This window comes from Clostridium sp. CX1, from assembly GCF_025398335.1.
In the GTDB taxonomy this organism is placed as follows: Bacteria; Bacillota; Clostridia; order Clostridiales; family Clostridiaceae; genus Clostridium_AM; species Clostridium_AM tanneri.
Map to the genome: position 1 here is coordinate 54,974 of NZ_JAODOO010000006.1, position 23,096 is coordinate 78,069.

Consider the following 23,096-nt stretch of genomic DNA (forward strand, 5'->3'; position numbering starts at 1 on the left):
TAACTATACCTCCATCATCTTAATAAATTGATCAAAAATGTAATTTGAATCCTGTGGACCAGGAGTTGCTTCTGGATGATATTGTACACTGAGAATTGGAAAACGCTTGTGCCTGAAACCTTCTATTGTTCCATCATTAACATTTAAATGTGTAACTTGAATTTCCTCATTAGAACTTTCCTGAAGAGCGTAGTTATGATTTTGAGATGTAATATATATTCTACCTGTAGTTAAATCTTTTACCGGATGATTTCCTCCATGATGACCAAATTTTAATTTATAGGTTTTTATGCCAAGAGACATTCCTAAAAGCTGATGTCCAAGACAGATTCCCATTATAGGCTTTTTACCGATAAGTTTTTTAACATTCTCTACAACATCTGTTAAATCCTCAGGATCTCCAGGGCCATTAGACAACATAATTCCTTCTGGATTAACGGATAAAATACTATCTATTGATGAATCAGAAGGAAATACGTATATATCACATCCTCTTTCTTTTAAAGACCTTAGTATATTACGCTTAACTCCGAAATCAACTACTGCCACCCTTTTACCGTTACCTTCTATTCTATACATTTCCTTAGTGCTTACTTCTCTAACTAATTTTCTCTTTTCTAATGCTTTTTCTTTTATAAGCATAATGTTTTTCTTTATATCAAAACATTCCGTTGAAATTATTCCAAACATACTTCCAAATTTTCTAATGTGTTTCGTAAGAGCTCTTGTATCAATATCTTTAATTCCTACAATTCCACTTTTAATCAGGTAATCTTCTGCACTCATGCTAGCCCTCCAATTACTTGGAGTATCACAGCCTTCTCTAACAATAAATCCCTCTGCATGGGGTTTATATGATTCTTTGTCAATATCGTTGAAGCCATAGTTTCCTATAAGGGGGTAAGTCATAGCAACTATTTGACCATTGTAGGATGGATCTGTAAGAATTTCTTGATATCCAGTCATACAGGTATTGAAGACTACTTCCCCAAAGGTTTCACCTTGAGATCCAAAAGAATTTCCTGAAAAATAGGTTCCATCTTGAAGTACAAGTATTGCTTTCATTTATAATCTCCTTTCTATTCTATAGATAAATATTCTCTTTTCCTTGAGTTTTGCTTTATTGTTTTTTACAAATCCTTGTGTATAATTATAATCCTCCATTACTCTGCATACCTTTTTCATAATGACATGAAAATATATAATAATATGAGTATTGAATTACCTAATAACTATGTGTAGTTGTATAATTATAATAATATACTACAATATATTTATAATTATACATATTAATGAATATAAATGCAATACACCTTTCCATTATTTTAAGTAAAAAAAAAAGAGGCCTAGGCCTCTTTTTGTATACATAATCTTAGTTTTTCAATTCTTTTTTCAGTTACCTTTTCAATCTTAAAAATTAAGTTTTCATACTCAATTACATTTTGATCATTATCCTTAGGTATACTTCCTAGCAAGCTAACAACAAACCCTCCAATGGTATCAGTATTATATGACTCTATGTCTAGGTGAAGGTGTTCATTTACCTCATCAATTGGTAATAATCCATCTAAGATAAAAGTATTGTTATCAATTTTCTTTATATCCTGCTGAACTTCATCATATTCGTCAAAGATATTACCCATTACCTCTTCTATTAAGTCTTCTATGCTAACAATACCTGAAAAACCACCATATTCATCAATTAAAATTGACATATGGTTTTTAGTATTTTGAAGTTCCTTAAATAAATCATCAATATTTTTAGTCTCAGGAACAAAATAAGCTGGTCGTAAAATTTTCCTAATATCTACCTTCTCCATTCCCGTTTTTCTGCCCTCAACAAAGACATCCTTTATATATAAAATACCTATAATATTATCAATATCACCTTCATAAACTGGTATTCTAGAAAATTGTTCCTCAAGTATATCATCAATAACTTTATCTATTGGTGTATCAATATTAATTAAAAATACCTCTGTTCTTGGAGTCATAACCTCCTTTGCAAGCTTATTGTCAAACTCAAATATACCATTTATCATTTCCTTTTCTGTTTCATTAATAACTCCATGTTCTTGTCCTACCTCAATTAATGACTTAATTTCCTCCTTAGATACTTTTTCTTCTAGATTATCTATATTTATTCCGAAGATTCTAAGAAGTAAGTTTGTTGAACCTGAAAGCAACTTTACAAAAGGCAGAGTTAACTTAGAAACAACTATAATTGGTTTTACTGCAAACATCGCTAGTGTCTCTGATTTTTGTAATGCTATTCTCTTAGGAAACAATTCTCCAAAGACAAGAGTAATGTAAGAAAGAACAATAGTAATTAAAATCACAGAAATTTTCTCACTATATGGTATACCTAGTTCATTAAGCAAAGGTGACAGGTTGTCAGCTATACTTGCAGACGCAGATGCACTTGCGAAGAATCCTGCAAGAGTAATTCCAACCTGAACAGTAGATAAAAACCTACTTGGCTCTTCCGTCAACTTTAATAATAATTTTGCCTTTTCATTTCCTTCCTCTGCAAGAAGATTTACTTTATTTTTATTTAGCGATACGATTGCCATCTCCGCTGCAGCAAAAAAGGCATTAATTAAAACTAAAAATAGTATTAATAATAATTCTGGTAATATACTACTACCAGGGTCTCCCTCCATTGATATTCCCCCTTAGAAATCATAAAAAATATTAGTACTAAGAATAATATCACAAAAATTAGAATTTTTCAAATTAAGTATCTGTAAAGTTTTTATGAGGCTTATATAAAGTATATATTTTAGCCTACATTTTTATAACTAGAAATCAATTTAAATACTATGTCTTTATAACATTGTGCGAAGCACTGTATATAACATATATATTAAAAGAAATATAAAATAAATTGAAATTATTATTAATAGTGATGACATTACTTTCTGCTTTTTTCTCTTAGAAAATGCAATAATAAAAAGTGGTATGAATATAAACAATCCTCCTGCCAACATCATTATAGTATTAAGCTTTGAAACAAAAATAAAACCTTGAATATAAAGAAGTAATCCTAAAATTATAATTGTAGGTAGAATAGGCTTTTTTGCATCATCTGTTCTTTTATTTACGGGAAAATTTTTTCTCATAGATAATTCTCTCCTTAATCTTCAGTATTTTAAAGTTCATTTAATATTTTAAGCTAAAAGAGTGAATTATGCTACATTTATATTAAATATAAATAAAGGTTTATCTATTTTGCCTTTCGGCAACAAAATAGATAAACCTTTACTGCTTTCTTTAGTTAACCTTAAACTTATTCATCTCTTCTTGTAGCTTTTCAGCTAGCTCCTGTAGATCCTCTGCATATTTTGTCAATTCATCCATTGTGGAGTTAACTTCCTCTGTAGCCGCTGAGACTTCCTCCGTACCTGATGCAATTTCTTCAGATACTCCAGATATATCCTGAATTTGAGATGCCACAATATTCTTGTTTCCATTTATATCTGTTATTGAATATTGGATCTTGCTTATCTTATCTGTTAACAATATAACTCCATTTATTATGTTATTAAATATTTCTTTTGTTTCAATTACAGCTTCTTCCTGTTCCTTTATTATACTTTCCGAGTTTCCCATAGCACTTACTGCTGTCATTGACTTACTTTGTATATCTTCTACAATTTTCTTAATTTCCTCAGTAGAGTTTCTCGACTGTTCAGCAAGTTTTCTAATTTCATCAGCTACTACTGCAAATCCTCTTCCTGCTTCTCCTGCCCTAGCTGCTTCAATAGATGCATTTAGAGATAATAAATTAGTTTGTTCTGTAATCTGTGATATAGACTCTGAAATTGATGTGATTTGACTTATACTATTGTTTACCTCTTCAACAATTCCACTTACATGCTCAGAAGACTTCTTTGCTATTTCAGATTTTAAAGTGAGGGTTTCAACCATTTGCAGTCCTTTTGAACTTAATTTTTGCGTCTCTGAAGAAATCTCTGATACTTCAATAGTTGATTCGGTTATTTGATCCAATTTCTGGGCTAATTCTCCCATATTACTAGCACCTTGCTGAGCATTTTGCGCCTGATTGGTGGCACCTTGAGATATCTCTCCTATTGCTTTGGAAACTTCATTAATAGATGCAGTAGTTTCTTCCGACATACCTGCAATATTGGAGGATGCCTCTAGAATAGTTTTAGAAGATAATCCTAGGTTTTTCATTAAATTAGATATGTTTAACATCATCAGATTAAAATCATTACCTAGTTCTCCAAGCTCATCCTCTGACTTAATATCTACCACAGTAGTTAAATCTCCTTGTGCCGCTTTGCTGAAGGAGGTCTTAATTCTATTTATATTGTTTCCTATCCCTCTACTTAAAAGAAATGCTATAATGGACGCTAAGACTGTTACTACTAAGATTGTTACAAAAATCAAGTATTTTATAGTATTTACATCCTTTAGAAGTTCACTTTCATTCATTGTGCCCAGCAGCTTCCATCCTGCTACCTCATTTGTAGCATAGGACGCAAACTTACTTTGTCCTTCAAAGCTATAAGAAATGAACCCACTTTTATTTTCTTTTACTTCCTTCCAAAAACTTTGCTTTGTTGGAGTATCTGTACCTATAAATTCTTTATTAGGGTGGGAGATTATAATTCCTTTTTTATCAAATATAGATATGTAACCTGTCTCTCCTACTTTTGACTTAGAAAAGGTATCAGAAAGGACATCAAGAGATAAGTCCATGGCAGCTACTCCTACCAACTTGCCATTAAGTTCTACAGCTCTAGCTGCAGTAATAGTTATTTTGTTTGTTACTATATCTTTATAGGGATCAGTAAATACTGTTTTACCTTTATTATTTACAGCTAGAGTATACCAGTCTCTGCTCTTGTAACTAAAATCATTACCTAGTTCTACTTGTGGATATATTGCAAATTTACCGGATTCCGTTCCATAAAATGTTCTTATAATGGTTTCGCTGCTTTTCTTCATATCCTCAAGATATTTCTTCGTAAATTCTATTCGTCCCTCAGATAAATCTATTTCAGAAAAATTCACATTATTAGCTGCCATTTTCATTTGTACAGAAATACCTTCAAAATAATTGTTTAAGGAACTATTTACTTCTGATAAGGTTTGTTTACTTGTAACCTCTAATTTTTTCGCTAAAAGAGATTTAGTCTGAAGGTAAGAGGCGATTCCTAAAGCCAGTACTGAAATTACACAAATAGAAATCATACTTACAGTAAGCTTAGACTTTATGCTTTTAACTTTTATAGCTTTCAATTTCATGTATAACACCCTTCCTAATATAGATTTAGTACAATTGATTCTAAGCTGAATATGCTGATCCCAGTGCCCATACCATATGTATCGAGTATTTTTATTCATTTCTTTATTAGTAAATAATACCAATAAAAAAGGACTATATCTCCTTCAAAGAGATATGGCCCTTCCTTAAACTTACAACCTAATCTATTAAAATATCATATTAAGTTTTGGTCATATGAATGCTGTTATTAAATCTATAGTACTCCTGCTTGCTGCAACAAACTTTGTAATTTACCAATATCAATACCTGCTAGTTTATTTGAAATGTCCTGTTTCTCCTCATCAGTTAACTGCTCATATAGCTTGTTATACTCATCTAATTCACTTGTTAAGTCATAATTAGGATCAGATATACCTTTGCTTAAAGAGTCGATTAGTTTTGTAACTACCTTCTTTTCATTGTCTGTAGCTAATTCAGGTATTTTAGCGTTTACTTGGTTTACAAACTTTTGTACTTCCTCAGTGATTTGCTTCACTAGATTAACTTTTTCTACTTTCATCTCTTCCAATTTAGTTATAATACCTTGAGGAACTACCGCTTCTCCTCCTAAGGCAATAAAATTACTGTCTTCTCCTAGGACAAATTTCATAAAGCTTTCAGTATTCTTTGGAACTATTCCATCTGTTAACACTATGGGAGAAGAATTTTTTGCTGCTAAAGCTGAACCAGACAGAGCATCTGCAAAGGCTTTACCATTTAACCCGTCACCTTTTACAACGTAAAGATTACTAAAATCTATTTTGTCACTAAAGTATGTCATTACTTCAACATTAGTTTCATATCTGTCATCTCCGCTAAGTCTTACGGCTTCTGTAGGCAATTTTGAAGCCACACCCTCGTTTATGACACCTACTCCCCCTACAACATAGGATTCTTCTATAGAATCCTTAACACCATCTAGATACTCTTTTACCTTATCCGGTAACTTATCTTTTTCAGTTAATAAAATTGGCATGCTTTCTTTGCCTGCCACAGGTGCTATTGATAAAGCATCTGCAAAACCATTTCCTGATGTAAGTACTATCTTACTTACTGTTCCAAGTGCCTTCGCTACATCTACTGAAGTTTCGTATCTATCAAGTCCACCTAAACGTTGTACATTAGGTATTAAAGATGATATTTCCTGAGCTGCAGCCTTAGATACAGAAGCATTGCCACCTATTATAAAAGCATGGCTTGGCTTTAATCTTTCTATCTCTTTTTTAGCATTTTTATCTAAGGCCCCTGCACTTGTCAATAATATTGGAGCATTATATTTTTTAGCAAGTGGTGACGCACTTAAAGCATCTGGATAATCTTCTCCATTTGCAATTACTACATAATCAGAGGTTGTCCATCCACTGTTAGAAATTGCCGCAGAAGTTTCATATCTATCTAATCCTGCAAGTCTTGAAGATGCAGCACTAACATAAGTGGACATTGCTCCACTTAAAGAAGCTGTCATAACTACTGATAATATTAGTGATGTAATGTTCTTTTTTCTTTTTAGCATAAATTTATCTCCCTTTATTTTACAAAATTTATTATTACCTAAAATTATTAACTAACTATATATCCGTTGAAGAAATTAATCTTTCCATTTTTGACTTTATAATTTAAAAAGAATTTTTTGAAAATACAATTTTAAAGTCAATTAAAACTTATTAAGAATATTTTTCCATGACTTGATATGTTGAACATCTTCGATGGTTATATTCTATCTGTTATAAAACAAATTTACAATACTGAAATACTAGTAGTTGTTCATAGTTAGGCCTAATTTGTTGTTTTTAACCATAAACATTATTTACATAGATGGAAAAAACATCTTTTTTGTAATATAATATACTATATGTAAAATTTTGTTGTAATTGCTGTAATCATTTATTTGATTAATTGGACATTTTTTAGTTGGGGGAATATAAAATGGATTCACTTGCTGACATTAATAAGAGATTTGACTCAAGAGAGCTTCAAATAGAGATAACTAAGGATGGTATTATAACAGATGTTTCTTGTAATTGTTATCACATATTAGGTTATAATGATTATGAAATACTTAATACTAGCATATCAAATTACTTTAATTATAATTTTGATAAATTGCTTTCAATTAATAATTTTAATGCTGAATTTTTAAGAAAAGATGGAATAAAAGTATATTTTGATATACAGGCTACTCCTATAGTAATTGGTAATAAAACCAAATGTATTTACCTCTCAATTTTTGATATTAGTAAATATAAAGAGTTGGAAAACTTGAACAAGATGAAATTAAAAATGTTTGAACAAACTAAAGATATTGTGTGTAGATTAGAGCTAATACCTAAACCAAAGTTTACATATCTAAGTACATCAGTGGAGAAAATCCTCGGTTATACCTTAGAAGAACATATGAAAAATCCTATGTTGCCTTTTGATATGACGCACTCTGATGACAAAGAAATACAGTACTCAAAAATCAATAAAGACACAGACTTTTCAAAAGTATTCCAGGTAAGAATGAAGCATAAGGATGGCTATTATATTTGGGTAGAAGACTATGTTATACCTCAATTTGATGAAAACAATCAACTTGTTGCAGTTGAGTCTATTACTAGGAACATTCAAGATAGAAAAGAGTTAGAGCAAAGACTTGAAAAGTTGGGATATACCGATACTTTAACTGGATTATTCAATAAAAACTACTTTTTAAGAGAAATGAACTTGTTAAATACTGAGATTAATGTACCAGTTGGTATTCTTGTGTGCGATTTAGATAGATTAAAATATACCAATGATTCTTTAGGCCATTCAAGTGGTGATGCCCTTATTAAAAGTACTGGGCAGGTTTTAAAGCTAGTATTCAATAGTGAACATGTTATTTCAAGGACAGGCGGAGATGAATTTGTTATTATTATAAAAAACAAATCATCTCATGAATTTCAAAAGCTTTATATAGAACTTCAAAAAGCTATAGATATATTTAATAAAGAAAGTAAAAATATCCCTATTCAAATTTCAGTTGGATTAGCATATTCAGAAACATCAATTTCGAAGATGCAATCTACGTTAGATATTGCTGATAGTGATATGTATAAGAAAAAAAATTATAAGAAACGAACGACGGTAACATAAGCTAAAAACTTACTACAGTTTTTAGCTTTTTATTATATATCTTATCCTGCTTATTTCCTTGCTTCTATTCACTCTTAACCCAAAATTGGTTGATAAAAAATCCACACCTGAAAGCTGTGTTTAGCTTCAACTGTGGATATCTTCCTTCAAAACTTTATTTGTAGTTTCAAGAGTTTATTTTGATTTTCAAATCATTATTTTGGGGTTACAACAACTTAGCTAACAAAAACATAGTCTTCATTCCAAGTGAAGTAAACTTTTCCTCATACTCTGTAACAATATTTCCTTGGAAATCACTTTTGTGCAAATCATAAGTTAAATACTCTATGCTAAAACCACTTTCTCTGAAATAAACCTGTGAATCTTCAAAGAGCTCTGTGTCATCTGTCTTAAACCATATTTCGCTCCCTGGTTTTAAGAATTTCTTGTATTCTGTTAAAAATTTCGGGTGGGTTAGCCTTCTTTTGTTATGTCTTTCTTTAGGCCATGGGTTACAGAAGTTTATATATATTCTGCTTACTTCATCTTTATCAAATATTTCTGCAATACCAGCAATATTCATAGGAATAATTCTGCCATTTTCAAGTTCTGCCTCAACTAGTTTCTTTAATGCATATATTATTACCTCATCCTTTAAGTCTACACCTATATAGTTTATATTAGGATTTTGCTGTGCATGGTTGGATATAAATCTTCCTCTTCCACAACCTAATTCTAAATATATATCATTATTATTTTTAAATTCTTCACTCCACTTACCTTTGTACTCCTGTGGTTTTGTTATTGTTAAATGACTTGCCTCCATTTCTGGTCTGGCCCACCACTTTTTTCTTAATCTCATATGTTTCCTCCTAGTTTATAATAATTACTACTCCAATATTACAACTTATAGTTCTCCAACCTGTAACTTGATCTGAAGATTTTCACTCAGAAGAACAATAGCTACCTCCATTGTGAATTAGTATTATATAATAGTTCCTGCAATTCTAGTAAATACATTATATAAAAATGCTGTAGGAATTCCTACTATATAACTGGACAAAGGTGTTGCTATGAACACTAAAAGTATTATAAGCTGATATCTATAAATTTTATCCGAAATTCTATAATAAGCAGCTGGAAATAAATCTCTTAAAACATGAAATCCATCAAGTCCTGGGATTGGTATTAGATTAAATACAAAAAGCATACAATTTATGCTGATAATAGCTCTAAATATACTAATCAATATACCGTAAAGAGTTGGATTTGCACTTAAACTATTGTGTCCAAACTTCAGAGTTAATGCCATAAGCACAGCTCCAAGGAAAGCAACTATTAAGTTAGCTATAGGCCCTGCTATGGACACCTTTAAATCATCCTTATATCTATTCTTGTAGGCACTTGGGTTTGTTTCTACCGGCTTTGCCCATCCAAAACCTACTATCAATATCATTAAAAATCCCATTATATCTATATGAACAAAGGGGTTTAATGTAAGCCTTCCTTGAAATTTTGGAGTCTTATCTCCAAGTTTGTCTGCTACAATTGCATGAGCATATTCATGAAATGTAAGTCCTATTAATATAGCTGGTATTATAAGAATTTTTCCTAATAACCAATCATTCAAATATAATCATCCCTTCTCTAATAAAAGTAACTTAATTATAACAAAACAGTGTTTAATACTCAATAAATGCAACTTATAATTAAAGAAACTTTCACAGTTGTATATTGAAAAAGGATTGATGCATGTTACCATCAATCCTTTTCTGCTAATTAAAGATCGTTTTTACAAGCTTACCATCGCTTATTGACACTACTCCACCTTCATACATCTGAACAAAAATTCCAGGATATATGAATTCTTTTCCACTTCCAAATTCCCTTACGGTTCCTTTAAGATTATCATTGGTATAAATCTTTCCTTGTGAAGCCACAAATATATCATCTTTATTTACAGCCTCTCTTAGATCTACAGACTGATACTTACTTCCATCGTCACTTACATTACCATAATAAATCTTGGTAACCTTACCATCTTGGGTATCACCAATATAAACATTATCGTTATCATCAACAGCTATAAGCGATGGAGTCTTCACTCCGTCAATATTTATAGATCTATTTTTTCCAGTTACTGATATTCTATTATAAGTTAAATCTTCATATACTAGTTTATCTTCATGAGGTACTACTCTTATTTTTCCTATTACATAGGAGTTTGTATCAGCCTTCTTCATTTCCTTCATTATGTTAATCCAGTATATGCTGCTTCTTTTGCCGCTATTAGCCACCTTAACATATATTATATTTGTTAAAGGTGATGCCTGTATATCTTCAACTTCTGCGTTTTTATCTGCCCAATCTAATTCTTTAATTTCTTCCTTTATGTCTTTATCCACATCATAGTATGCTAATTTAAAATTGGAACTGCGTTTTGATGTTTCCTTTTCTGCTATTAACATCCTGTTTCTGTCTGAAAGCCATTTATAAAAGGATACCTGAACTCCATCATCAAATTCTACATTTTTTTCTTCACCGGTCTTAGTATCTACTACCTTTAGTACATCTCCATCATAGTAAGCTAAATACCTTCCATCAAAGGATACTCCCACATGTTTTGCACCTTCAGGAATCTTAACTTCTGCATCTGGTTTCTTCGTATCGCTTTTTACTACCTTTTTAGTTTTTATAGATGTATCTGAAGACAGAATATAACTATTTGCATAATAAAGCCCAGCAAATTGTACAGTTAGGGATATCATTATCCATAAAAATATTCTTTTAAAAACCTTCATTTCACCCTCCCCTTCTAATGATCATCTTTAGTGTATCTCTAAGGCTTTACATATATTGCTGAAGGTATAGATCTTTCCCCAAGAGGATCAGAAGGATTATTTATTACTTCTTCCTCATAATACATAGTAGAAGAAGATCCTCCATCTAGATTTGTGGCATTAACTGCACCATACTGAAGCATTATATTTTGCACATCCTTTAGTGTAGCACCAGCACTTTTGGTTTGTCTTCCGTCTATAACAAGCATAAGTATAGCTCCATCTTTTCTCTGACCTATAGCTGTTCTAGGAGCAATCCCCCAGCCTCCATCACCAGACTTAATTGTTCCTCTACCATTTACTACCAAGCTTGGTCCAAAAGAAATAGCTTCTGTTACACCTAGCTTCTTCATTTCACTCAAACTATGAGGTCCTACCAAAAGTACCCCATCTTTAGTTATAGCCATTATTTCTACTTTTGTAGTTTCATCTTCCATATCGCTATAAACTGTTTTTCCATCACTCATTATTATACCTACTGGCTTTCCTCCAGTACCTGTCCATTGACTTCCTTCAGAAGAACTATCTACAAAACCGCCTCCATTGATAGCTGCTACTGCACCATTACGTTTGGCTATCTGGCTTGTTAACTCACCAGCCTGTCCTATCTTCTGACTGTATCCCACTTTTACCCTAGTAGGATCGTGTATAATTAGCATGTAACCTTTAAACTTTCTTCCGTCACTAATATCTTCTCTTTCTATGCTGCTATCATGTTTATTAGCAATCTTAATATCTGGAGAGTCATCCTGCTGAATAGTCTCTATAGAATTTTCACTTAAAATTTCATTTATTTCTTCATCAGACAAAAATGCTTTAGCTATATACTGATGACTAAGTGTGGTCATAGCTGCACCTACAATTGTCCTTTTTACATTTTCAAAAGGTCCATAAAACACTACAAGAGGAGCCGTTACTCCGGTAAATATAAATTGAAATATTAAGAAACCTAAAAATAACTTCCAAAAGGAACTCTTTTTCTTACCTTCGGTTTTCTTTTCATTCATACGTTAAAACCTTTCCTTTCTAAAACTTTATCTTTCAATATTGTACAATAAATGATATATTTTTTAAATAGAAATAATTATAAATAGATTAAAAACTTTTCTGTAAAATATTAAAATGTAAAATAACCTCAACTTTTATAGAATACTGGAATGTTAAAAATTTACTAAATACCTAAAAAAAGCACTAAAGCTCAATAGATGTCTTTAGTGCCCTTATAACTTTAATTAAATTATAACCTCTTAGAGGCTTCGTATGCAAGTGGTGATCTTTCACATTCATCGTATTTTAAGGTAACTTGATAGCATAAATGGCTGCCCTTCATTTTTTCGGAAGCGTAGCAAAGTCCGTTAGATCTTGAGTCAAGAAAAGGTTGATCTATTTGATCTGGATCACCGATTAGTATAAGCTTTGTTCCGGATCCTACTCTAGTTATGATTGCTTTAACCTGCTTAGGGGTTAAGTTTTGTGCTTCATCTATAATTACCCAGTTCTTTACTATAGACCTTCCTCTCAAGTAGGCCACCGCTTCTGTAGTTATGATCCTTCTATCAAAAAGCTCTCTGATTTTATCTGCTAGTTCTTTCTCATTTTTGTACCTTTCTTTTTCATCAGAGTCTACTAATATTTCAAGGTTATCTAGAACTGGTCTCATAAATGGTGATATTTTCTCTTGTTCTGATCCTGGTAGAAACCCTATTTCTTCATCCATGGTTACGTTTGGTCTACAAACAAGAACTCTCCTATATTGTTCTGTTCCTTCTTCTATAATTTTATGAAGTCCTACAGCCAAAGAAAATAAAGTTTTAGCAGTGCCTGCTGGCCCCTTTACTATTACTAATGGTGCTTTATCTGCATCTATGAATAGTGCCTCCATCATAAATTTCTGTCCTACATTTCTGGCGCTTATACCTAATGGAATAGCATCCTTATAGAACAACTGAACAATTTTTTTTCCATCAAACCTTCCTAATGCCGTTTGCTTTGGATTTTGAAGACAATGAATTATAATAAACTGATTTGTATAAAGCTCCGGCTTCAAATATCTATTTGTTTCATTGCAGTAGTATAATACATCCTCTACTTTTATAGATTTGTTTTGATAAAACTCTGATATTTTTTCTGCAGCAGCATAAAGTTCTATTCTGCCAGTGTACTGACTTTCATTTTCAGGAACTACTTTTTCATAAAAATCCTCTACATCTATGTTAACTGTATCTGCTTTAATTCTCTCAAAGGTGTCCTTTGTAATAAGACACACATCTTCCCCCTGTTCCTTTAGACCTTTACATACCTGTATTATTCTGTTATCAGGTTTACCTTTATCCCAGGATGGAGGAATTTCAGTGTCATAATGATTCATTTCTACTCTAAGCTTTCCACCGCCTGGAAGTACCACTCCTTTATTGAGCTTTCCCTGCCTCCTTAATCTATCAATCAATCTTGCTGCGTGTCTCGCATTTGCACCGAGGTCTGACTTGTCTTTCTTAAAGCTATCTAGCTCCTCAAGTACTACCTCTGGTATAACTACATTATTATCACCAAAAGTAAAAATTGCTCCTGGCGAGTACAGAATAACATTGGTATCAATAACATAGGTCCTCTTCAAATCTATTCCCCCCCTCTTCCATTACTACTATTATATTCATTTATTTCCACAAATGAATTAATTTTTATAAAATTATAAATCCAAACAAAAAGAACAACAGTTTTTATTATCCTGTTGTTCTTAATCCTATGCTTTTAAATCTTCTTTATTCCTAAAAATCTTATCAATAGTTCCCCCACCAAGACAAACATTTTCCTGATAGAATACAACTTCCTGACCAGGTGTTACTGCCTTCTGAGGTTCATCAAAACCTACTAATATTCTTTCATCATCTATAACAGTTAAGGTTACTCCTTGATCCGGCTGTCTATACCTAAATTTTGCAGTACATTTAAGACTTCCTTTTATTCCTTCGCCACTTACCCAATTTAACTTGTTAGCTTCTAATCCATAGGAATAAAGTTCTGGACTGCTCTCACCCTGTACTACATAAAGTATATTATTTTTCAGGTCTTTTTCTGCTACAAACCAGGGTTCTCCTGTGCCTTCTCCGCCTATACCAAGGCCTTTTCTTTGCCCTAGGGTATAATACATAAGGCCATTATGAGTACCCTTTACTTCTCCTGTTAAGGTTTTTATAGGTCCCGGTTTTGCCGGTAGATAATTGCTTAAAAACTCTGTGAAATTTCTTTCTCCAATAAAACATATACCGGTGCTGTCTTTTTTCTTGGCAGTAGTTAATCCTGCTCCAAGTGCAATTTCTCTTACCTTATCCTTAGGAATATTTCCTACTGGAAATATTGTTTTGGACAATTGATATTGTCCTAGCTGACATAGAAAATAGGTTTGATCCTTATTCTCATCTCTTCCTCTCAGAAGCTGATACTTTCCATCTTCAAAGCCTATCTGTGCATAGTGTCCAGTAGCAATATAGTCTGCTCCAAGCTTCTCAGCATACTCAAGAAAGGCTTTAAATTTAATTTCTTTGTTACATAGCACATCTGGATTTGGCGTACGTCCTCTTTTATATTCTTCTAGAAAGTAAGTAAAGACTCTATCCCAATATTCTTTTACGAAATTTACAGTATAGTATGGAATACCTATATGATCGCAAACCATTCTAACATCTTCATAGTCTTCAACTGCAGTACAATACTCTTCGTCATTCTTTTCATCCCAATTCTTCATGAATATACCAATAACATCATACCCTTGCTCTTTAAGTAAAAGAGCTGATACTGAGGAATCTACTCCTCCAGACATTCCAACAACTACTTTTCCCTTTGAATTCATTCCTCTTTTGTGCTCCTTTCCTAAGTTAAAAACTATAAATCTTCGTCTAATTACTTAAGACTGTTATAAACCTTATCTAAGTTTTCCTTCATACTTTGTATATAGTCTTTTCCATCTTCCTCATTTTCAGTAGTATATATTTTTTCTACCTTTGCTCCTACCTCTTTAGCTAAAGTTTCTGAAACCTTAGGACTTACCATATCTTCCATAAATACAACTTTAACCCCATTTTCCTTGCAGTAGTCTATAAGCTCCTGCATTTTCTTAGGTGTTGGTTCTCCTTCAGCAAAAACATTTTCCACACTATTTTGCTGAAGATTGAAGTCTCTGCAGAAATAAGCAAAGGCTGAGTGTCCAGTTACAAAGTTCTTATTTTTTACTTCACTAAACTTTCCATTGTATTCATTTAGCATAGTATCTAATTTAGCTGCAAACTCATTGTAATTGCTTTCATAAAAATCTTTATTACCAGGATCTACTTTAACTAATGCATCTTTGATATTCTTAGCTTCTATTTTAGCCCCACTTAAACTTATCCACACATGGGGATCATACTGTCCATGTTGTACTTCACCTTCATGACTATCAGAAGATTCTTGATCTACGTTCTTTATAGGATTAACTCCTCTAGATGCTTCAACTAAAACTAATTCCTTGTTATCTGCTGCTTTTATAGTTTTATCAACCCAAGACTCCATTCCAAGTCCATTATAAACAAAAATCTTTGCTTTGCTTAAACTTGTTAAATCCTTTGGCTTAGGCTCAAAATCATGGGCCTCTGTTCCCTTTGGTATTATTGTCTGTACATCAACCTTATCCTTACCAATAGCTTTTGTAAACTGTGCAAGAGCATTAAAGCTTACTACTACTTTCACTTTTCCATCATTAGCTTCAAAGTCACTATTGCTGCTTGTAGAAGTACCTACATTTTTATTGCCACAAGCACCAACTGTCACTAATAAAAGCATACTTATTAATGACAAAGTTATTTTTTTTAACATATATTCTTTCCTCCTAAAATATTGTTTATTTTGCATACTATCATAACTTTTTCAATAGAATATAATAAAACTTCTATATTTCAACAAAATATTTTTGGCTATAATATTTTAAAATTATATAACCATATTATTTATCATTGTATGCTAATCCTAAATTTTTACTATGTTGTTGCAAATTATTCGCAACTAGATATATAATATTATTATACTTTAACTTTTTTTTGTCAATGATATTTATATAGAACTATTGTTTTAAATAAGCATTATGTATATAATTTATCTGTTATTATTGACAGTTTTACTAAAATTATATAAATTCGGAGGAAAACTTTTCATGATTCAAATTAAGGATTTAACTTTTTCATATACGGGAAATCCACCTTATGTTCTAAATAATTTAAATTTAAACATCCTAAATGGCAGTTACGTTTCAATCTTAGGTGAAAATGGTAGTGCAAAAACTACTCTTTTAAAGCTAATACTTAACTTACTGAACCCTTGCAGCGGGAGCATATCTTTAAATACAGATAGAATTGGTTACGTACCTCAAAGAGTTGAAAATTTCAATTCTGAGTTTCCAATTACTGTTTACGAGATGTTAAAATGCCATATGAAAGTTTTAAATTTAAAAAGTTCTAAAGCAATCTCTCACAGTCTAGATTCGGTAGGCATGAATAATTTTATAAACAACCTTATAGGGGATATGTCTGGCGGACAGCAGCAAAAGGTTTTTATAGCACGCGCTTTAATGGGAAACCCAAAACTTTTAGTCCTTGATGAACCTTCTACCGGTATTGATATTCAAAGTCAGAAGGAAATATACAGTATAATTAAACATTTAAACCTTCATCTAGGAATTACAGTAATTGCTGTAGAGCATAACCTAAAAGCTGCCTTAGAAAACTCTACCCATATATGTCTAATGGAAAGTGGAGTGGCAACCTTATATACAATAGATGAATATAGAAAGTTCATAAGAGTTTCTTAGTTTATATAAATGATATTTATCAAATCTAATACTTGTTCTGGAGGATAACAATGTTACAATATGGTTTTATGCAAAATGCAATTATTGCAGGAATATTTATTTCAATTCTATGTCCTGCAGTAGGTGTATTCCTTGTGCTCAGAAGATACTCAATGATGGGAGATGCTTTATCACATGCTTCTTTTGCTGGAGTTGCTGTAGGTCTTATTCTTGGTTATAACCCTATAATATGTGCCTTTATTTTCACCTCTGTTTGCGGACTTTTAATTGAGTTTTTGAGAGGATACTATAAAAAATTTGCTGAGCTTATTCTGGTAATTGTAATGACTCTTTCTATAGGAATAGCCATTACATTGATAAGCACTGGTAAAACTGGTGCAAATGTAAATTCCTATTTATTCGGAAGCATTTTAACTGTATCTAAGAACGAACTTTATACTGTATTTATTTTAAGTATTTTATCAGTTATAATACTTTCCATCCTTTATAATCAACTCCTTTATATTACCTTTGATGAAAATGGTGCCAAGATAGCGGGAGTCAAGGTTAAGGTTATTAATTATCTATTTGCCCTGTTAGTAGGTGCAACTATCTCTGTTTCTATAAGGATTATGGGTATCCTTGTTATATCCTCAATGATAGCAATGCCTGTAGCTGCAGCTCTTCAATTGAGGAAGGGTTTTAAAATAACCTTTATATTTTCCATAATATTTGGATTTATAGATATAATAGTTGGATTAATTTTATCTTACTATATCAATAGTGCCCCTGGCGGAACAATAGCACTAACTTCTGTTGCTGTACTTCTCATAGTGCTCCTGTTAAATAAAACAAATAAATAACTACTTTAATAAACTCAATTTTCAACCTTCTTGAAAATTGAGTTTTACTTTTAAAATTATATTTTATTTTTGAATATTTAATAACCATATGATTAAAAATAATATATAAGTTACAGGAATAAAAATAAAGGAGTGTATCTATGCGAAATATTATAAAAGAAGATAAAACAAGAAATAAAGAAAAGATTGCTTCAGCTTCCGGTATTTTATTTCACGAAGAAAACTTAACATCTGCCGGTAGGATAATCCAAGATGCTATAAAACAAAGAATCAATAAATAAAAATAACTTTAGGGTAAAAGTCTGGAAGTTTTTACCCTAAAATTATTTTAGTCTAATGAATTATATATTAAAACCAACACTTTTTCTCCATACCTATGCTTCTTGTGGCTCTTTTCTTCATTGTTAGAAATAAAGTTACAACTACTTATTATAGAACTAGCTATCAAGAGAGAAACTATAATTTTTCTCATATCTGTCCCTCCTTGCATATTTAAGATTTATAATAAAATGCTGTTGAACTATCCTTAGTTTATGCAATAGTACAGATAATACTTTATGATTATGATAGTACTAATTCCAATAAAACTAATATAAAGTTGTAACTTCAAATCCTTCAATATTTTAATCATACTAAATTAGTATATTTTTATCTATATAATATCGCCAAAGAAAACTTAACTTAATTTTTAAATCTCTAATATATTTTCATTTATATCTTTAAGTTGAGACTTATTGTAATTTCAAACACAAATTATCAATTTTAGAAATTAGATAATTTGTTACTATTTTATCCCCACCAAATATGCTTACGTCTACTTTGTTGGCTCCAGTTACTCTATTAATGGATCTTGCCCCATTTACAAAGGCGTAATCTGATACGAGTATTAGTGGCTTACCTTCTATAGCTGCCGCTGCACTTCCGCTTAGTGAATCTGGAAAGTTCTCACCATAAGCTACAAAGACCTTGTTCAAATTATTTGCATAAAAATAGTTGTTTATAGCTTCTCCAGTTTGGTACCTGTCACTTCCACCTAATCTTACTATTTTGCTGTTATCAAGCCCTGTAATTTGCTTGATTTTATTTTTAACATTATCAGTAATAACCCCAGTTCCACCTACAATATAAACAGCAGAAGGTTGAATATCCTTAATATATTCTTCTACCTCTTCATGAAGTTTATTTGAAGATGTTAGAAGTATAGGCCATTGGCTAGAACCTGCCTTTGGTGAAATACTTAAAGCGTCAGCAAAAGCTGAATCATTAGATATTACAATAGGAGTTCCTTTTTCTAAGGATAGACTCTCAGCAATTTTAACACTAGTTTCATTTCTATCTAGCCCGCCAATTCTAATAATATTGCTATCAGAATATCCTTTTTCCTTAAGATATTCTACATATGAGTTATCTACAGAACCCTCTCCACCTAAAATGTATATTTTTCCATCCTTGTTTAGAGTATTAGTAATATATTCTAGTATATTACTACTTCCTTTGCTTTCTAAACTTTTGTCTACAAGAAGTAGAGGAGCATTAACCTTCTTGGCCAAGGTAACCCCTGCCAATCCATCTGGAAAATCATTACCACTAGCAATAACTACACTATCTAAACTGCTGCCAAAGTTCTTTTCAGCTATCAATCTAGAAGTTTCATATCTATCTTGCCCACCAAATCTTTCAATTTTATCAATTTTAGTTTGGACATTATTTATATCACTTACTATTTTGAAAGGAGTAACAACTGGATTAGACCAATATCCTCTGCTATTTTTAGTCTCTAGTATATAGTAGTAATTGCCTTCATGCATTCCCTGTAGTTCTACAACTTTCTCTGTGGCGGAAGTATTTTCTGATATCTGGGTAATAAATTTTGAACTTCCTTCGATATCTCCCTCATATATTCTAATTCTATAAGCTGTCTGATAACCACCGTTAGCTGTGTCTGTAAAGTCCCACTTAAAATATATTTTGTTCTCATTATTATTAACAGCTTGTCTATATAGGGGAGCTTCAATAATAGGTTTAGAGGCATTGTTCTCTATAAAATCATTGCCTATATATTTGTACCTTCCTAAGGTAAATCTAGAAGTTAACTCACTTTTAGATCTATAGTATTCTTTAACCTTTTGTCCACTACCATCCCTATTTCCATCTGTAGCCTCCAAGGTAGTAGCTCCTATTACCTGTCCATAATCATCATATACCCAGGACTGAAAAAAGGCTACATGGCTGCCTTTATCTAAAAGCACGTCCATGTTTCTTAAATCATCAATGGATATAGGATTTAAATATTGACCTAAAGTACTAGTTGACTGTTTCCATCCTGGAATCTTTAAAGAGCTTTGCACAAATCCAGAACAGTCTAATCCTGCAGTTCCAGCTTTATATCCACCTTCTGTTTGTACATTTCCTGCCGTAGCCCCTTTATTTATTCCATCTAAGAAGCTGCTCCATTGTTTCACGGAGGTTGTATCAATTCCGTCTAGTCCTCCCCAATTATAAGGCACACCAAATTCCTGTGATGTTTCCTTTCCCTTTAGCTGATCCGGTAATTCAGTACCACTATTAACATTTCCATTTAAGCCCCTGGCATAATTCCAAAGAACATAGGCCATATCATATCCTCTGCTCTGCGCTTGCTGCCTAGTTATATTTGTTGGTGCAGCTGCATAGGTTTTATATGATAAACACATTGTACTTACTACTATTGTTGCTATAAATGAAATAAACTTATTTCTTCTTTTCAATAATACACCTCCAAAAGTTAAACTAGATCTCTTTCCTAAATAAAGTCTCATAAAATTCAAGTTTTCCTTAATAGGTAACTCATAATTATTAGAGCTTGACCTTATATTATAAGTTTAAGGTATAGATGTGCATAATTTCAATGTGATACTTATTCCTGTGTTGGAAGCCTATCTCGTTAAAACATCTTATTTCCAATAATAAATTAATAATTATTACTCATCAAAATAATATAGTATAATTATTTTATAAGGTGTATAGTTTAGACTTTATATATGATATAAAAATCATATAATTTAAATCTGTCATCAGACAGCCTTTAAAGGCAGGAAAAATAGCTTGAAAACACTAAATATAAAACACTTTTTTGTTTATACTATTACTAATAAGCCTATAGGAAAGGCTGTAATATCTATGTAATAAGAGAATAAGGAGAAATTTTTATGAAGCATAAGTTCACAATATTTTCAGATAACATTTGACCCTTTTGCTATATTGGCAAAGGTATTGTCGACAAATTAAAGGAAGAGTTTGATATCGAAGATGAATGGCTTCCCTTTGAAATTCACCCTGAAACTCCAGAAGAAGGGGTCCCTATGGCAGAAAAATTCCCATCAGCTTCAATAGATAGGATGTTTGACAACCTCAAAAGTATGGGTATGCCCTATGGTATAGATTTTAATAAAAATGATATTTTGTCAAATTCCCGTAAATCTCTAGAAGCAGGAGAGTATTCAAAGGAAATAGGCAAATTTCATGAATTCCACCAAAATATATTTCGTGCTTACTTTAGTGAAGGTAAAGATATAGGTGATATAGAAGTAATAAAAGGTGTTGCCCAAATCAGTGGGTTAAATATAGATGAACTCACAGGCAGGCTTCACTCAGGTATTTATGAAAAAAACGTAAGAGATGTTCAAAAGAGAGCTCAGATGTATGAAATAAATAGTGCTCCAACATTTATAATAGATGATAAATTCGTCATTGTAGGTGCACAGCCATTAGAGGCTTTTAGAAAAACCTTGTTAGATATTGAAAAACAACAATACTAATCTCAAGCTGTATCAAACTAAATGGGGCTATGGCATTAAGAAATTTACATACAATATATTGGTTTGCAGCTCAATAACAAACGCAATATGTTGGGAACTTTATTCTTAGTGCCACAGCCCCTTTTGATGTATAAACTTAAACTTATTACCTAAAAATACTCTTTTAGTTCACTGATATTACGGATAACAACATCAACTTCTTCTAACTCACCGGGCTGTGCAAAACCATAATCACACCCAATAGTATATATATAATTTTTCTTTCCTGCTTCTATATCGTGTTTTCTATCTCCAACTATAACCATCTCTTCTGAATACTTATCTTTTACTTTAGCTAAGATTTCATACTTGGGAATAAAATCATATTCCTCTGAGCATATCATATCTTGAAAATAGTTATGCAAGTTAAATAGCTTTGCATGTGAATCTCTATAGTATATTCTACAATTACTGATGAAAACTAAATTATAGCCTTTATTCCTTAAGTAATCTAATGTTTCTACTGCACCTTTATACAAAACTGCCTTTCCCTGTTCTATAAGTGACTTCATTTCATCTCCAACTATTTGCCTACCTTTATCCTGTATTGCCTTTGGTAAATTAGGCATAAAGTTTTCCCACATCTCCTGGCTGTTATAGCCTAACCAATAGCTAATTTCTTCATCCTTCCACTGTCTTGGCTCTGCAAATTTATTTTCCACAAGATAAGCGTAGGCTTTCTTAAAGGCAGGGCCATAGATTTTCATACTGTCATGCAAAGTTCCATCATAATCAAAAAAGATAGTTTTTATATTCTCAAAATTAATCATTTGCTCTTCACTTCCTTATATTTATTTATAAAGTGAAACTTGGATTAGATTCGGATAAAGAAATTCAGATAGATTTTATCTACCTGAATTCCCATCCTGCTCTATAGAGTTCTACATATTAAACTTGCTTTAGTAAATTAGCCATTTCTATTGCAGTAACTGCAGCATCATATCCTTTATTTCCAGCCTTTGTTCCTGCCCTCTCTATAGCCTGCTCGATAGTATCTGTAGTTAACACACCAAAAACAACTGGTACTCCTGTTTCTAGAGAAACGCTTGCAACCCCTTTTGATACTTCAGCAGATACATACTCAAAGTGTGGTGTTGCCCCTCTTATTACAGCTCCTAAACATATTACAGCATCATATTTTTTTGTGTTTACCATCTTTTTTGCTACAAGGGGAATTTCAAAAGCTCCTGGAACCCATGCAATTTCAATATTTTCTTCTTCAACACCATGACGCTTAAATCCATCAATTGCACCAGATAATAGTTTTCCTCCTATAAATTCATTAAATCTTCCTACTATAATCCCAAACTTTAACCCTTGCGCTATTAAACTTCCTTCATAAACTTTCAT

At 31.9% G+C, this 23,096-nt stretch carries 21 protein-coding genes; 5 read left to right on the forward strand and 16 right to left on the reverse strand.

Features of this window, described 5'->3' with window-relative positions; all coding sequences use genetic code 11:
• Positions 1 to 3 precede the first annotated feature (3 nt).
• From carA to N4T77_RS08285, 5 genes are all read right to left on the reverse strand, one after another.
• Entirely contained in the window at positions 4 to 1,065 is a 1,062-nt protein-coding gene (carA, locus tag N4T77_RS08265) for a glutamine-hydrolyzing carbamoyl-phosphate synthase small subunit (protein WP_261671295.1), read from the reverse strand.
• Between the two features lie 281 nt (positions 1,066 to 1,346).
• Positions 1,347 to 2,663: a hemolysin family protein gene (locus N4T77_RS08270; RefSeq protein WP_261671296.1), complete on the reverse strand. Its 1,317-nt coding sequence runs from the start codon at positions 2,661 to 2,663 to the stop codon at positions 1,347 to 1,349.
• A 165-nt stretch (positions 2,664 to 2,828) separates the two neighbouring features.
• Positions 2,829 to 3,122, reverse strand: coding sequence for a hypothetical protein (locus N4T77_RS08275; protein WP_261671297.1), 294 nt, complete (start codon positions 3,120 to 3,122; stop codon positions 2,829 to 2,831).
• 151 nt (positions 3,123 to 3,273) lie between these two features.
• Positions 3,274 to 5,277, reverse strand: a complete 2,004-nt coding sequence (locus N4T77_RS08280) for a methyl-accepting chemotaxis protein (protein WP_261671298.1) — start codon at positions 5,275 to 5,277, stop codon at positions 3,274 to 3,276.
• Between the two features lie 233 nt (positions 5,278 to 5,510).
• Positions 5,511 to 6,809, reverse strand: coding sequence for a cell wall-binding repeat-containing protein (locus N4T77_RS08285; protein ID WP_261671299.1), 1,299 nt, complete (start codon positions 6,807 to 6,809; stop codon positions 5,511 to 5,513).
• A 413-nt stretch (positions 6,810 to 7,222) separates the two neighbouring features.
• Between N4T77_RS08285 and N4T77_RS08290 the strand changes: the two genes are divergently transcribed.
• On the forward strand, positions 7,223 to 8,413 hold the full coding sequence (locus N4T77_RS08290) for a sensor domain-containing diguanylate cyclase (RefSeq protein WP_261671300.1): 1,191 nt from the start codon (positions 7,223 to 7,225) through the stop codon (positions 8,411 to 8,413).
• A 205-nt stretch (positions 8,414 to 8,618) separates the two neighbouring features.
• On the opposite strand, the gene trmB is transcribed toward N4T77_RS08290, so the two are convergent.
• From trmB to N4T77_RS08325, 7 genes are all read right to left on the reverse strand, one after another.
• On the reverse strand, positions 8,619 to 9,254 hold the full coding sequence (trmB, locus tag N4T77_RS08295; protein ID WP_261671301.1) for a tRNA (guanosine(46)-N7)-methyltransferase TrmB: 636 nt from the start codon (positions 9,252 to 9,254) through the stop codon (positions 8,619 to 8,621).
• Between the two features lie 123 nt (positions 9,255 to 9,377).
• On the reverse strand, positions 9,378 to 10,022 hold the full coding sequence (locus tag N4T77_RS08300; RefSeq protein ID WP_261671302.1) for a site-2 protease family protein: 645 nt from the start codon (positions 10,020 to 10,022) through the stop codon (positions 9,378 to 9,380).
• A gap of 145 nt (positions 10,023 to 10,167) precedes the next feature.
• Complete coding sequence (locus N4T77_RS08305; protein ID WP_261671303.1) at positions 10,168 to 11,193, reverse strand: hypothetical protein; 1,026 nt, start codon at positions 11,191 to 11,193, stop codon at positions 10,168 to 10,170.
• Positions 11,194 to 11,231: 38 nt separating this feature from the next.
• Positions 11,232 to 12,239, reverse strand: a complete 1,008-nt coding sequence (locus N4T77_RS08310) for a phosphodiester glycosidase family protein (protein WP_261671304.1) — start codon at positions 12,237 to 12,239, stop codon at positions 11,232 to 11,234.
• Positions 12,240 to 12,469: 230 nt separating this feature from the next.
• A complete protein-coding gene (locus N4T77_RS08315; RefSeq protein ID WP_261671305.1) occupies positions 12,470 to 13,846 on the reverse strand; it encodes a PhoH family protein in 1,377 nt (458 codons plus the stop codon).
• A gap of 126 nt (positions 13,847 to 13,972) precedes the next feature.
• Complete coding sequence (gene mnmA / locus N4T77_RS08320) at positions 13,973 to 15,079, reverse strand: tRNA 2-thiouridine(34) synthase MnmA (protein WP_261671306.1); 1,107 nt, start codon at positions 15,077 to 15,079, stop codon at positions 13,973 to 13,975.
• 50 nt (positions 15,080 to 15,129) lie between these two features.
• Positions 15,130 to 16,080, reverse strand: a complete 951-nt coding sequence (locus N4T77_RS08325) for a metal ABC transporter substrate-binding protein (protein ID WP_261671307.1) — start codon at positions 16,078 to 16,080, stop codon at positions 15,130 to 15,132.
• A 334-nt stretch (positions 16,081 to 16,414) separates the two neighbouring features.
• Between N4T77_RS08325 and N4T77_RS08330 the strand changes: the two genes are divergently transcribed.
• The 3 genes from N4T77_RS08330 to N4T77_RS08340 all read left to right on the forward strand — a co-directional run bounded on the left by N4T77_RS08330 (position 16,415) and on the right by N4T77_RS08340 (position 18,191).
• Entirely contained in the window at positions 16,415 to 17,068 is a 654-nt protein-coding gene (locus tag N4T77_RS08330) for a metal ABC transporter ATP-binding protein (RefSeq protein WP_261671308.1), read from the forward strand.
• 50 nt (positions 17,069 to 17,118) lie between these two features.
• Positions 17,119 to 17,910: a metal ABC transporter permease gene (locus tag N4T77_RS08335; protein ID WP_261671309.1), complete on the forward strand. Its 792-nt coding sequence runs from the start codon at positions 17,119 to 17,121 to the stop codon at positions 17,908 to 17,910.
• Positions 17,911 to 18,050: 140 nt separating this feature from the next.
• Entirely contained in the window at positions 18,051 to 18,191 is a 141-nt protein-coding gene (locus N4T77_RS08340) for a hypothetical protein (RefSeq protein ID WP_261671310.1), read from the forward strand.
• Positions 18,192 to 18,238: 47 nt separating this feature from the next.
• Here N4T77_RS08340 and N4T77_RS08345 read toward each other — a convergent pair whose 3' ends face one another.
• Both N4T77_RS08345 and N4T77_RS08350 read right to left on the reverse strand, forming a co-directional pair.
• A complete protein-coding gene (locus N4T77_RS08345) occupies positions 18,239 to 18,382 on the reverse strand; it encodes a hypothetical protein (RefSeq protein ID WP_261671311.1) in 144 nt (47 codons plus the stop codon).
• A 259-nt stretch (positions 18,383 to 18,641) separates the two neighbouring features.
• A complete protein-coding gene (locus N4T77_RS08350) occupies positions 18,642 to 20,657 on the reverse strand; it encodes a cell wall-binding repeat-containing protein (protein WP_261671312.1) in 2,016 nt (671 codons plus the stop codon).
• A gap of 492 nt (positions 20,658 to 21,149) precedes the next feature.
• Here N4T77_RS08350 and N4T77_RS08355 point away from each other — a divergent pair, with 492 nt between their 5' ends.
• The gene (locus tag N4T77_RS08355) at positions 21,150 to 21,707 is read left to right on the forward strand and encodes a DsbA family protein (RefSeq protein WP_261671485.1); all 558 of its coding nucleotides are present in this window, start codon (positions 21,150 to 21,152) and stop codon (positions 21,705 to 21,707) included.
• Positions 21,708 to 21,856: 149 nt separating this feature from the next.
• Here the strand turns inward: N4T77_RS08355 and N4T77_RS08360 are convergent, their stop codons facing one another.
• Together N4T77_RS08360 and ribE are read right to left on the reverse strand one after the other, a co-directional pair.
• Positions 21,857 to 22,516: an HAD family hydrolase gene (locus tag N4T77_RS08360; protein WP_261671313.1), complete on the reverse strand. Its 660-nt coding sequence runs from the start codon at positions 22,514 to 22,516 to the stop codon at positions 21,857 to 21,859.
• Positions 22,517 to 22,634: 118 nt separating this feature from the next.
• Positions 22,635 to 23,096 (reverse strand): 6,7-dimethyl-8-ribityllumazine synthase, encoded by a 462-nt coding sequence (gene ribE, locus N4T77_RS08365; RefSeq protein WP_261671314.1) that lies wholly within the window; start codon positions 23,094 to 23,096, stop codon positions 22,635 to 22,637.